This is a genomic window from Pseudomonas sp. FP1154, assembly GCF_030687245.1.
Classification (GTDB): domain Bacteria; phylum Pseudomonadota; class Gammaproteobacteria; order Pseudomonadales; family Pseudomonadaceae; genus Aquipseudomonas; species Aquipseudomonas rhizophila.
In genome coordinates this window covers 5,806,480-5,818,516 of record NZ_CP117465.1, presented here as the reverse complement: position 1 = coordinate 5,818,516, position 12,037 = coordinate 5,806,480, and the positions used below count along the sequence as shown (strand labels likewise).

Annotated in this window: 9 protein-coding genes, 1 tRNA gene and 1 pseudogene; 8 read left to right on the top strand and 3 right to left on the bottom strand. The window is 56.2% G+C overall.

What is annotated here, in order from left to right; translation table 11 throughout:
- Positions 1 to 361 precede the first annotated feature (361 nt).
- Positions 362 to 1,894 carry an anti-phage dCTP deaminase gene (locus tag PSH91_RS26020; protein ID WP_305466951.1) on the top strand — a complete coding sequence of 511 codons (1,533 nt, stop codon included), beginning with the start codon at positions 362 to 364 and terminating at the stop codon, positions 1,892 to 1,894.
- Positions 1,895 to 1,911: 17 nt separating this feature from the next.
- The gene (locus PSH91_RS26015) at positions 1,912 to 2,088 is read left to right on the top strand and encodes a hypothetical protein (protein ID WP_305466950.1); all 177 of its coding nucleotides are present in this window, start codon (positions 1,912 to 1,914) and stop codon (positions 2,086 to 2,088) included.
- 251 nt (positions 2,089 to 2,339) lie between these two features.
- Here PSH91_RS26015 and PSH91_RS26010 read toward each other — a convergent pair whose 3' ends face one another.
- Both PSH91_RS26010 and PSH91_RS26005 read right to left on the bottom strand, forming a co-directional pair.
- On the bottom strand, positions 2,340 to 3,200 hold the full coding sequence (locus tag PSH91_RS26010) for a hypothetical protein (RefSeq protein ID WP_305466949.1): 861 nt from the start codon (positions 3,198 to 3,200) through the stop codon (positions 2,340 to 2,342).
- 564 nt (positions 3,201 to 3,764) lie between these two features.
- Positions 3,765 to 4,124 (bottom strand): DUF6124 family protein, encoded by a 360-nt coding sequence (locus tag PSH91_RS26005; protein ID WP_305466948.1) that lies wholly within the window; start codon positions 4,122 to 4,124, stop codon positions 3,765 to 3,767.
- 433 nt (positions 4,125 to 4,557) lie between these two features.
- Between PSH91_RS26005 and PSH91_RS26000 the strand changes: the two are divergent.
- The 4 genes and pseudogenes from PSH91_RS26000 to PSH91_RS25985 form a co-directional block, all read left to right on the top strand.
- Positions 4,558 to 5,382 (top strand): annotated as a pseudogene (locus PSH91_RS26000) (serine/threonine-protein kinase); the annotation flags it as partial.
- Positions 5,383 to 5,629: 247 nt separating this feature from the next.
- Entirely contained in the window at positions 5,630 to 7,291 is a 1,662-nt protein-coding gene (locus tag PSH91_RS25995) for a VWA domain-containing protein (protein WP_305466947.1), read from the top strand.
- A gap of 169 nt (positions 7,292 to 7,460) precedes the next feature.
- Entirely contained in the window at positions 7,461 to 8,033 is a 573-nt protein-coding gene (locus tag PSH91_RS25990) for an RNA polymerase sigma factor (protein ID WP_047226755.1), read from the top strand.
- A complete protein-coding gene (locus tag PSH91_RS25985) occupies positions 8,030 to 8,650 on the top strand; it encodes a hypothetical protein (protein WP_305466946.1) in 621 nt (206 codons plus the stop codon). The genes PSH91_RS25990 and PSH91_RS25985 overlap by 4 nt, the downstream gene beginning before the upstream one ends.
- A gap of 62 nt (positions 8,651 to 8,712) precedes the next feature.
- Here the strand turns inward: PSH91_RS25985 and PSH91_RS25980 are convergent.
- A tRNA-Arg gene (locus PSH91_RS25980) sits at positions 8,713 to 8,789 on the bottom strand.
- Between the two features lie 349 nt (positions 8,790 to 9,138).
- On the opposite strand from PSH91_RS25980, the gene gabD reads away from it, so the two are divergent.
- Positions 9,139 to 10,581 carry an NADP-dependent succinate-semialdehyde dehydrogenase gene (gabD, locus tag PSH91_RS25975; protein ID WP_107323124.1) on the top strand — a complete coding sequence of 481 codons (1,443 nt, stop codon included), beginning with the start codon at positions 9,139 to 9,141 and terminating at the stop codon, positions 10,579 to 10,581.
- Between the two features lie 175 nt (positions 10,582 to 10,756).
- Positions 10,757 to 12,037 carry a 4-aminobutyrate--2-oxoglutarate transaminase gene (gabT, locus tag PSH91_RS25970; protein ID WP_047226758.1) on the top strand — a complete coding sequence of 427 codons (1,281 nt, stop codon included), beginning with the start codon at positions 10,757 to 10,759 and terminating at the stop codon, positions 12,035 to 12,037.

Genomic DNA, 12,037 nt, shown 5'->3' with positions numbered 1-12,037 from the left:
TCGCTTTCGCATGCGCTTATGACTGGAGTCTGTGGTGCGAGTAAATGCAAGGTCTGCTGCGCTAGCTAAGTGTCATTTGTTACTGCGAAGCATCGCTGTGGGGCTGGACACACTTCAGGGCATGGTTGGTCGTTGAGTCTCTCAGTGCTGCCTTTCGGTTGCGGCCTTGGCTGGAAAAGTGTTTTTTTTGAGAATGGAGCTAATGTGGATGGAGCAGGTAGTAATTCCATGCGCTGGCGTACCGCTTGTCTTTAAGTGGAACTCTCAATCGCATAACTAAGGACTGGGTGCAGTGATGGCGGCTAAATCTTCAGGAAGCAGAGGTCAAAGTCGGCGAAAGCCTCCTAAAGGTCCGGCGAAGATGGAAGACACGACCTCGCTGACCCCTAAAAAAGACCCCGAGCTGGTTTTCGGACTGGTCGGTCCAATCGGGGTAAATCTGGATCCTGTCATCGCTGTGCTTAAGAGTCAGCTGAGTGGGCTTGAATACACCCCTTATGTGGTAAGGCTTAGTGAGCAGATTGAGACCTTCTTTGACACGTTCCATAACTCTAAACCTGAAGCGGAGCGTATTAGCGCGCTAATGGACGCTGGGACCAAGCTTAGGGTGCAGGGTAATGAAGGCGCCGCAGTTGCAATGCTGGGGTTAGCGGCGATCAGGCAGTTGAGGGATGATCACAGTGAAGGGATACCTTCACGTCAGGCTTTCATTCTGAGGTCACTGAAGCATCCAGACGAAGTGGAAATGCTACGCGCGGTTTATGGCAAAGGATTTTTCTTAATTTCCGTTTATTCTCCCAGAGATATGCGCGTTACTGCCCTTGCTGAAAAAATCAGCCGCTCTCAATTTGGTAAGGGAACCAACCCAAGGGCGGTAGCTGAGGAGCTCGTTCAAAAAGATGAACAAGAGGAAAGCATACCTCTGGGCCAAGACGTAAAGGATGCTTTTCCTCTTGCCGACCTGTTTGTAGACGGCAGAAGCAAATCAACAATCGATTTGCAAATAGGACGCTTTCTTCAATTGCTTTTCGGGAACTCTTTTCTTACTCCTACACGAGACGAGCATGGCATATACCATGCGAGATCCGCAGCGTTGCGCTCGGCGGATCTGAATCGACAGGTCGGTGCTGCGATCCTGAAGCCAGAGGGGGACATCATTGCAGTAGGCTGTAATGACGTTCCCAAGTCGGGAGGGGACCTGTATTGGCCAGGGGACAGAGATGATGCCCGCGACTTCCAGAAGGGCATCGATTCCATGGCAGATGAGCGGGTGCAGGTTTTAGGAGAAATGCTGGAGCGCTTAAATTCCAGTAACCTGCTTTCAGCGAAGGCAAAGGAAAGGGATATCATGGCTCTAGTGCAAAGTTTAATATCCGGCTCAGACAAAAAAATACTTAAAAACAGTAGGATAATGAATATACTTGAGTTTGGCCGGAGTGTTCACGCTGAAATGGCAGCGTTGATGTCTGCTGCCCGATTGGGAGTGTCTGTTGCAGGGGCCACGCTATACTGCACGACTTTTCCATGTCACATGTGTGCACGCCATATTGTTGCTAGTGGCATAAAGCGTGTGGTCTATATCGAGCCCTATCCCAAGAGTAAAGCCAAACAACTGCATCAGGACTCAATTAGTATAGATGCCCCTACCGCATCCAGAACTCAGGTAAATTTTGAGCCTTTTCAAGGCATCGCCCCTCGTCAGTACCAAGAGATTTTTGAACCAAGCCGAGCGCGAAAAGATGAAAATGGAAAAGCCGTGGACTGGCGGGAGCTGGGGCACCAGCCCCGCATCATCAGGTACATAGACACTTATCTTCAGCTTGAACAACTGATAATCGGTCGTGAAATTCCAAAGCTTCTTGCAAAGCTAGATGTTAAACTGTCAGCAGACTGAGTACGGAGCGAGGCAACATGAAAAAGTCAAGCACTTTGGCGCAACAGGTCATGAAGGCTCAGCAAGCAATGAAAGAGTGGCCAGACTCTATTCGGACCGGGCTTAAGCTTGAAAATTCAGTTGGCTTTATAAGCGCTGGCGTGGACGAAAAAAAAGAATCCGGTATGAATACGAAAAGTCGGGGGGGCAAATAATCTTTAGATTGACCTACTGTTATTTTTTTATAAAGTCGCTGTTCATATCAAAGCGGCAGAAACCGAACTTTAGTTTTCCATCGTAAGTGATGGCATGTCCTTATCGAACATGCCATCAAGTAAGCCTGAGCTGGACTGCGAGGGCTATCTATCGAGCAGGCTTAGGAATAGGTTTCTCGTCTTTCACGTATCTGACAGGTGGCCGAACGGGAAGCTGTGGAATTTTAGGTTTCTCTTTTTGTGTGGCGGGCTTATTTTTGTCCTGCATCATGACTCCCCTCAAAGAGGCTGCCGCTAGTATCTTCCAAAGAGATCCTAACCGCTGGTCGTTCGGGTAATTTTGGCTGCATCTTTGTTTGTTCATTGTTTTTTGATGAGGGAGCAGGTTGTGCATGTTTGCCTTGCTCCTGGGAGCTGGCGCTGCTTTTAGGATCACTCATTTTAGCCGCCTCTAATTTATTTAAAATACCCGCCATGGAGTTTAGACTGATATCAATTTTTCCAAGCTGGTCTCCGACATACTTATCAATGACTTGATAATTCTTTCTTGGTGAGGATACATCCATGTCAAGTGCTACGAATAGTGTAGCAGCGATGCCTAATGGTGCTAGTGACGACAGCAACCACTTGAACGAACGGTGCACCATCTCTGAGCGTTTGAAATTGACTTCAGCATTATTGGTTGCGCACTCTTCAAATGCATCGGATAGATATTCATCAAGCTCTGATTTAATGTCAATCGAATGCGCCTCAGGATCCGGCAGATCCTTCGCTGCCTCAACGTCAGCGTTGTATTGGACTAATGCGTTGCAGTATTGCTTTATCTCTGAAGCTGAGGGCATTTGTTTAAAAGTATTGCCCCAGAACGCTTTGACGGCCAGTGTGCTTGACGTGCCGAGGCAGGCCAAAAATAATAATACGAGAAGTACAATGATGTAGGCGATTATGCGAAGTTCGCCAAAATCAAGCATCCGCAACATGTAGCTCGATGCGGCTATCAATGCCAAAATTAATGAAAAAACGATTTGGATACGGATGGTAATCTTTTCTTTCGTATCATTTTCTTGAAGATACATTTTTTCAAATACTATTAATAGCTCACTCCTTTGCATTCTTAACTCTCTATTCTAGGAACGTCCACATTGGACGGTTTCTTGGTGACTAGTACGGCGCATCAGTCACCAAACCAGACCCAGCAATCTGCGACCTTGTTTTTTGTACCACAATGGCGGCACCAAGAACGTAAAATATCAATACGTATTTGGCTTTACCACCAGTCCTAGCCCCTTGTCGTAAGTGGTGACGGGGCGGATGGTTGCATGCTTGAGGGTGAGCGTGAGATGAAGGCAATAGCGGCTGGCCACGCAGATCCCGCTTATCTGGTTGCTCTCCCAACACAGTAGTACCTCTACCCAACTCACAGCTCCGACAGGAGCGGGCTGATCGCATTTGAGAGCAGGCTGATTCGAAAGTGCTGATGGTTTGCTTTTGGCCGATAGCTGACGAGGGTCGTTAGTCGTTAGTTCTTGAGCCGTTTGCTAGGTGTCTGTAAGTGATGCAGCGAAACGAAAGAGCAACCCAGTGATGAAATGAAACAGGCTCGCTAGGAAAGCTGCGGTCAGATGCAAATACATTAAACCCGACGCAAGACGTCGGGTTTGATGTCGGATGGTTTGCTATCGCGGATCAACGTTATCCAGCACCCGGTTCGCCAGCAACGAACTCAGTTCAATTAGTTGCTGAATGCCAAGGGCAAAGTGGCGGCGCGAGCCTTCCAGCTCGAAGGCCAGATCGCTGACCATCGCATCGGCCGAAGCCAGGGTTTCGCTGAGGTTGGCCAGAAGAGATTCGTTGTCGATGTCTTTTACGACGGTGAACAACTGGCCCGGTTTAGTGGCGTCTTTGGGCTTCTTCTGTTTTGGCAACAGATAGAAATCCAGGGCGCGTTTGGCAGCTTCGTCGTGCTGTTTTTTTTTGCGGCTTGGATGAGGAGACGTTGAGTCAGTTTCAGGAGGATTTGGAGTAATTTTGAACATCGTTGCGTTACCTCTAATGAGTAGGCCGCAACCATCTCGCTACTAAACGAAAGGAGGCAGCTGTGCGCAAGTTAGTAGACCGGTAGAGGTAACGGATCCCGGCGCGCCCGAAGGCGCCATGCGCACAGCCACCATCGAGTGCAGGCAATGCCTGACTGATGAGACTTATGCAACCGTTACTACTTCCGGGCTACTAAACCCGACCACTGAAGGGCAGTGGCAGGGAAACGATAGAACCCATGGGCAGGGCGCACAAGCGGGCGGATTCTGGCGTAGTTGTAGGCAAAGGCGCAAGGATGCGTAGCTTGATGGAAAAGCGGTGCTAAATAGGTGGGGCGGGTAGCCATGCCACGAATTCCGCCTTCGCCAATGTGTCTCCTTCGATGGCATCGGGGTGAGCGTCGTATCAGCGACTATCGCAAATACTCGCAGTCGCTATCACCTAGAACGCCTGCTCGGAGCAGGAGGCATGGGGGTCGTGTATCGCGTACGGGACCTGCTACACGAACAATACGGTGATCCCGATCCGTACATTGCGTTGAAAATGCTCAGTGAGCAACTCGATGGCTCGCCTGACGCGAGCGCGCTGCTCTACAGCGAGTTCGCCCTGAGCAGACGATTGCATCACCCGAACGTGTTGCGTCCATACACCTTCGAAGTGGATGCTTACCATCGACGGGCTTTTATCACCATGGAACTGATGCGCGGCTTGACCTTGGACCAACTGCTTTGCGAGCGGCCGCTGGGTTTGCCCTGGCATGAACTGCAAGCCATCGCCGCGCCTCTGCTAGACGCCTTGGCGTATGCCCACAGCCGGGGCGTGCTGCACGGGGACATGAAGCCGAGCAACGTCATGCTCAGCGAGGAGGGGGTGCGTTTGTTCGATTTCGGCTTGGGCCTGGCGCAAGAAGGGCCTTTGAAGAGCCTGCCAAACCTGAGTCGAGACCGCCTCAACGCCTGGACCCCGAGCTACGCCGCCCCTGAGTTGCTTGACGGCGCACCGTTATCAGCGGGGGCCGATGCCTATGGGGTGGCTTGCTTACTGTATGAGCTGGCGAGCGGCAAACACCCGTTCCGCCGTTTACCTTCAACCCAAGCTCGAGACGCCCGTATGGAGCGCGAACTCAAGGCGCCGCGCAATTTGCCCAGGCGTTGCTGGGCGGCGTTGCGCTTGGCGCTGACGTTTGATCCGGGACAGCGCCGCATTACTGCGGCGCAGTTGCGTGACGCCTTGGGTGCTGAGTCGTCCTGGTGGTGAATTGGTTGCGCACATGGCACGATCGAGAACATGAGTAGCGTGGTGAGCGCTCTGACCCACAGCGGTACTCCGCTGTGAAAAGCTTTTACACCGGCCAATTGAGCAGCTTTATCGCCGACGACCTTCGAGCCATTCCGTCCCGCTAGGCATGCTCGCGTATTAAAAGAATATCGTGGTCGTTAACCCGAACCACGAGTGCCTCGCGTCTGACCCTGTGAACGGATCATTCACTCACGAGGTTCAACCCATGTCCCGTCCTCCTTCATTCCTACGTCCTGCTGCCCAGGGCTTCGCCGTGACCTTGCTGGTGGCATTGGCCGGTTGTGGGTTGTCTTCGTCCCGGGAGGCTGCCAAGCCGGCTGAACCGCCGTCTGCGTCCCCCGCCCCGGTGCGGCAAAGCGAAGTCGCTTACGTGCGCGAGCCTCTGGTCAAGCGCATGGCCGCCCCGGCTTCGATGCCTTCGCCAAGGGTGAGGACCGATGCTGTCGCGGGGGATTACCGCGCCGAGCCCCGCGAGCAGTATGAAAAACTGCCGGACAATCCCATTCATAGTGTTGCCCAAACGCCGGTATCGACCTTCAGCGTCGATGTCGACACCGGCAGCTATGCCAATGTGCGACGTTTCCTCAATCAAGGTAGCCTGCCGCCCGAAGGCGCTGTGCGACTGGAGGAAATGGTCAACTATTTCCCTTACGACTATGCCTTGCCCACCGATGGATCTCCCTTCGGCGTGACCACTGAAGTGGCCCCGTCGCCATGGAACCCTCACACGCGCCTGTTGCGTATCGGCATCAAGGCGAGCGATCGCGCCGTGGCTGACCTGGCGCCGGCCAACCTGGTGTTTTTGGTAGATGTTTCCGGCTCCATGGACCGACGCGAGGGCCTGCCGCTGGTCAAGAGCACCCTGAAGTTATTGGTGGAGCAATTGCGCGAGCAGGATCGGGTGTCTCTGGTGGTGTACGCCGGCGAATCCCGGGTGGTGCTCAAGCCGACCTCGGGCCGCGACAAGGTCACGATCCGCAACGCCATCGATCAGTTGGACGCCGGCGGTTCCACCGCAGGTGCGTCGGGTATCGAGCTGGCCTATCAGATGGCTCAGGAAAGCTTTATCGACAAAGGCATCAACCGCATCCTGCTGGCCACCGATGGCGACTTCAATGTCGGCGTCAGTGACTTCGACAGCCTCAAGCAAATGGCGGTGGACCGGCGTAAAAGCGGTGTATCCCTGACCACGCTGGGCTTCGGTGTGGATAACTACAATGAACACCTGATGGAGCAATTGGCCGATGCCGGTGATGGCAACTACGCCTACATCGACAACTTGCTTGAAGCGCGCAAGGTATTGGTGGACCAGCTCAGCTCCACCCTGGCGGTGGTGGCGCGGGATGTGAAGTTGCAGGTGGAGTTCAACCCCGCTCAGGTCAGTGAGTATCGGCTGTTGGGGTATGAGAACCGCGCGCTCAAGCGTGAGGATTTCAACAACGACAAGGTTGATGCGGGCGAAATCGGTGCTGGGCACACAGTGACCGCGTTGTATGAAATTGTTCCGAAAGGCGAGCAGGGCTGGTTGGAACCGTTGCGTTATGCGAGCACACCCAAGCTGGAGGGCAAGGCAGGGGAGTTGGCGATGCTGCGAGTGCGCTACAAGCCCGTTGAAGGTGGGAGCAGCCGATTGATCGAGCATCCTGTCGGCAGCACGCAAAAAAATGACAAGGCCAGCGATGACTTGCGCTTCTCGGCCGCTGTGGCCGCCTTCGCCCAACAGCTCAAGGGGGATGGCCGCTACACTGGGACGATGAGCTTGAAGGACACCGCGCAATTGGCCCGTTCCGCCCGGGGTGATGATCCGTTTGGGCTGCGTGCCGAATTTGTCCAGTTGGTGGAACTCGCGCAGAGCCTTGAGCGCTGATCCTGACCACGACGAGGATCAAATGTGGGAGCGAGCCTGCTCGCGATAGCGGTGGATCGATCACGATCATCATTGACTGATCCGACGCAATCGCGAGCAGGCTCGCTCCCACGGTATTCTCTTGTCGCCTGCCAGAACTGTGTTAACCGCAAAGGAGTTCGTCACCGACATGCCCGCTCCGCATGATTGTCCCAGCGACGAATCGCTGCTGGCCCGCTACCGCGATGGCGACGGGGCGTGTTTTGAAGTCCTGTACGCCCGCCATCGACAGGGGCTATATCGTTTTCTGGTGTCCTTGAGCAACAAAGCCGAACTGGCCGAGGAAGTCTTCCAGGACACTTGGCTCAGCCTGATCCGCAGCACTACCCAGCCACAAGGACGGGCGAGTTTTCGTACATGGTTGTTCCAGATTGCCCGCAACCGCTTGATTGATCACTGGCGCAAACACGGTGTCCGCAACCCGCTGCACGACAGTTACGACGAACAGGTTCATGTCCAGCCCGACGACACCAGCAACCCCGAACAGCAGTTGAGCCTGAGTCGCGATCAGGCCCGCCTGGACGCCGCGTTGCAAGCCTTGCCCGAAGACCAGAGGGAAGTCTTCCTGCTGCGACTGCACGGCGACCTGGAGCTGCCGCAGATCGCCGCCCTGACCGGCGCCCCGCTGGAAACGGTAAAAAGCCGCTTGCGTTACGCCCAGCAGAAATTGCATCGACTGCTGGCCGAGGAGGTACCCGCATGATTGATTCCAAACACACCCCGAAGCCCGATGACGAAATGCTGATCGAGCATTTCCGTCAACACGCCAGCGGCGAACCGCCCGTGTCCCTGGACGCTTTCATCCTGGCTGCCGCCCGTCGCGAAGCCCCGACGCCTACGCCCAGTCTGTGGAAACGCTGGCTACAGGCCTGCCAACGGCCGCGCTGGCAGATGGCATTCGCCACGGTTGCCGGGGTCGCGTTGATGATCGGTCTGGTGGTTCGCTCGCCAGTACCTCAGAGCGACCTGTCCGCGCCAGCTCCGATGGAGTTTTCCGCCAATCGACAGGAGTCCGCAGTCGCCGCCGCACCGCCGCCCGCCATGTCCGCTCCCGCGCCGATAGCCCGCATGGCAGCACCCCAGGGCGAAATCGCTCAAGCCCCGGCAAGCGCTGACCGCGCCCTGGCGGAAAAGCCTGCGGCGAAAATGAGCAAATCGGCGCCCGCTGCACGGCCGTCGCTGGAGCAGGAACTGCTGGAAATCCTGCGCTTGCGCGAGGCGGGTGAGGACAAGGCTGCTGATGAAAAGCTGCTGGCGCTGCATCAGCGCTTTCCCAAGGAGGACTTGCCGGCGCGGTTGGAGGCGTTGCGCAAGCGTTGAGTGAAATCAGCGTCCACAAAAAAGCCCCAGGTCGCAAGACCTGGGGCTTTTGATTCTGCAGATGGTGCACCAGGCGGGATTCGAACCCACGACCCCTGCCTTCGGAGGGCAGTACTCTATCCAGCTGAGCTACTGGTGCGACGCGGGCGCCATGATACTCATATGCAATGCGGGCGTCCATGCTGCTGATTTGCCGGTGTTTTCATAAGCATAGGTGGGTATGGGCTACGCTGATCAGAAAAAGCAGGCAAATTCAGGTTTTTCGTTCTTTTTTTCGAACAGCCTATTGTCCTTCCCCCCCATCGGCCCTAGGATTCGTTTGAGATTTCAAACGCTCTTGTCTGGGTGCTGAACCGCACGTCTGTGCTTATGTGCGTTATTTCTGTGCTTCAGCCCGGTGGATGATTTCCCTGACGGCAGCCCTTGGGGCGCCTTTCTACAAATCTAATTCGCTCCGCGTGCGCGCGGTGCTGTTAAGGAAAGCCGACATGCAGCTTAAAGACACCCAGTTGTTCCGCCAGCAAGCCTTTATCGATGGCGCTTGGGTCGACGCGGACAATGGTCAGACGATCAAGGTTACCAACCCGGCAACGGGTGAAGTGCTGGGCACGGTGCCGAAGATGGGCGCTGCCGAAACCCGGCGGGCGATTGAAGCCGCCGACAAGGCGTTGCCGGCCTGGCGCGCCCTCACCGCCAAAGAGCGCGCCAACAAGCTGCGCCGCTGGTACGAATTGCTGATCGAAAACCAGGATGACCTCGGTCGCCTGATGACCCTGGAACAGGGCAAGCCGCTGGCCGAAGCCAAGGGCGAAATTGTTTACGCCGCCTCGTTTATCGAATGGTTCGCCGAAGAAGCCAAGCGCATCTACGGTGATGTGATTCCTGGCCACCAGCCCGACAAGCGCCTGATCGTGATCAAGCAGCCAATCGGTGTGACTGCTGCCATTACCCCATGGAATTTCCCGGCTGCGATGATCACCCGCAAGGCCGGCCCGGCTCTGGCCGCGGGCTGCACCATGGTCATCAAGCCGGCTTCGCAAACCCCGTTCTCGGCGCTGGCGCTGGTTGAACTGGCCCACCGTGCCGGCATCCCGCAGGGCGTGCTGAGCGTGGTTACCGGCAGTGCCGGCGACATCGGCGGCGAGCTGACCAGCAACCCGATCGTGCGCAAGCTGTCGTTCACCGGCTCGACCGAAATCGGTCGTCAGTTGATGGCCGAATGTGCCAAGGACATCAAGAAAGTCTCCCTGGAACTGGGCGGCAACGCGCCGTTCATCGTGTTCGACGACGCGGACCTGGATAAGGCCGTCGAAGGCGCAATCATTTCCAAATACCGCAACAACGGTCAGACCTGCGTCTGCGCCAACCGTCTGTACATCCAGGATTCGGTGTACGACGCCTTCGCTGAAAAACTCAAAGTGGCAGTCGCCAAGCTCAAGATCGGCAATGGTCTGGAAGATGGCACCACCACCGGTCCGTTGATCGACGAGAAAGCGGTTGCCAAGGTGCAAGAGCACATCGCTGATGCAGTCAGCAAAGGCGCGACCGTGCTGGCTGGCGGCAAGGCCATGGAAGGCAACTTCTTCGAGCCGACTATCCTGACCAACGTACCCTCGAGTGCCGCCGTGGCGAAGGAAGAGACCTTCGGCCCGTTGGCGCCGCTGTTCCGCTTCAAAGACGAAGCCGAAGTGATCGCGATGTCCAACGACACCGAGTTCGGCCTGGCCTCGTACTTCTATGCCCGCGACCTGGGCCGTGTGTTCCGCGTGGCCGAAGCCCTGGAATACGGCATGGTTGGCGTCAACACCGGGTTGATCTCCAACGAAGTCGCGCCGTTCGGCGGCATCAAGGCCTCGGGCCTGGGCCGTGAAGGCTCCAAGTACGGCATCGAGGATTACCTGGAAATCAAATACCTCTGCCTCGGTATCTGATCCTGCTGCAAGCGCAAAGGGCACGAGAGCGCTGTCCCTTTGCGCGTTTTACCCGTTCTGTTTCTTGTGGCCGGAACGCTGTGACAGTCGATCATCGCATGCTGTCGCAGTTGCCTCCCGTCCATGTACGCCTTGACCCACGCCGACCGATGAGCGGCGAATGAGGACATATTCAATGAGCAACAAGACCAACGCTTCCCTGATGAAACGCCGCGAAGCCGCTGTACCACGCGGTGTTGGCCAGATTCACCCGATCTTCGCCGAATCGGCGAAGAATGCCACGGTAACCGACGTTGAAGGCCGTGAATTCATCGACTTCGCGGGCGGTATCGCGGTGCTGAACACCGGCCACGTACATCCGAAAATCATCGCCGCCGTGACCGAACAGCTGAACAAGCTGACCCACACTTGCTTCCAGGTGCTGGCTTACGAGCCGTATGTGGAACTGTGCGAAAAAATCAACGCGAAGGTGCCGGGTGATTTCGCCAAGAAAACCCTGCTGGTGACCACCGGTTCCGAAGCGGTGGAGAACGCGGTAAAAATCGCTCGCGCCGCCACGGGTCGCGCCGGTGTAATTGCCTTCACCGGTGCCTACCACGGCCGCACCATGATGACCCTGGGCCTGACCGGTAAAGTCGTGCCGTATTCGGCCGGCATGGGCTTGATGCCCGGCGGCATCTTCCGCGCGCTGTACCCGAACGAACTGCACGGCGTGAGCATCGACGACTCCATTGCCAGCATCGAGCGTATTTTCAAGAACGACGCCGAACCACGTGACATCGCGGCAATCATCATCGAGCCAGTACAGGGCGAGGGTGGTTTCTACGTGGCGCCCAAGGAATTCATGAAGCGCCTGCGCGCCCTCTGTGATCAGCACGGCATTCTGCTGATCGCTGACGAAGTACAGACCGGCGCCGGTCGGACTGGCACCTTCTTCGCCATGGAACAAATGGGTGTTGCCGCCGACCTGACGACTTTCGCCAAATCCATCGCCGGCGGTTTCCCGTTGGCCGGTGTCTGCGGTAAGGCCGAGTACATGGACGCTATTGCCCCTGGTGGCCTGGGTGGCACCTACGCCGGCAGCCCGATTGCCTGCGCTGCTGCGCTGGCGGTGATGGAGGTGTTTGAGGAAGAGCACTTGCTGGATCGCTGCAAGGCGGTGGGCGAGCGTCTGGTGACTGGCCTCAAGGCCATCCAGAAGAAATACCCGGTCATCGGCGAAGTCCGTGCCCTGGGTGCGATGATCGCCGTGGAGTTGTTCGAAAATGGCGATACCCACAAGCCGAACGCGGCGGCCGTGGCTCAGGTTGTGGCCAAGGCCCGCGACAAGGGCTTGATCCTGCTGTCCTGCGGCACCTACGGCAACGTCCTGCGGGTGCTGGTACCGCTGACCTCGCCAGACGAGCAATTGGACAAAGGCTTGGCAATCATCGAAGAGTGCTTCTCCGAGCTCTGA

Coding starts and splice junctions, on each gene's coding strand:
- PSH91_RS26020 (WP_305466951.1), top strand. CDS start 362: ATGGAAGACACGACCTCGCTGACCCCTAAAAAAGACCCCGAGCTGGTT.
- PSH91_RS26015 (WP_305466950.1), top strand. CDS start 1,912: ATGAAAAAGTCAAGCACTTTGGCGCAACAGGTCATGAAGGCTCAGCAA.
- PSH91_RS26010 (WP_305466949.1), bottom strand. CDS start 3,200: ATGCAAAGGAGTGAGCTATTAATAGTATTTGAAAAAATGTATCTTCAA.
- PSH91_RS26005 (WP_305466948.1), bottom strand. CDS start 4,124: ATGTTCAAAATTACTCCAAATCCTCCTGAAACTGACTCAACGTCTCCT.
- PSH91_RS25995 (WP_305466947.1), top strand. CDS start 5,630: ATGTCCCGTCCTCCTTCATTCCTACGTCCTGCTGCCCAGGGCTTCGCC.
- PSH91_RS25990 (WP_047226755.1), top strand. CDS start 7,461: ATGCCCGCTCCGCATGATTGTCCCAGCGACGAATCGCTGCTGGCCCGC.
- PSH91_RS25985 (WP_305466946.1), top strand. CDS start 8,030: ATGATTGATTCCAAACACACCCCGAAGCCCGATGACGAAATGCTGATC.
- gabD (WP_107323124.1), top strand. CDS start 9,139: ATGCAGCTTAAAGACACCCAGTTGTTCCGCCAGCAAGCCTTTATCGAT.
- gabT (WP_047226758.1), top strand. CDS start 10,757: ATGAGCAACAAGACCAACGCTTCCCTGATGAAACGCCGCGAAGCCGCT.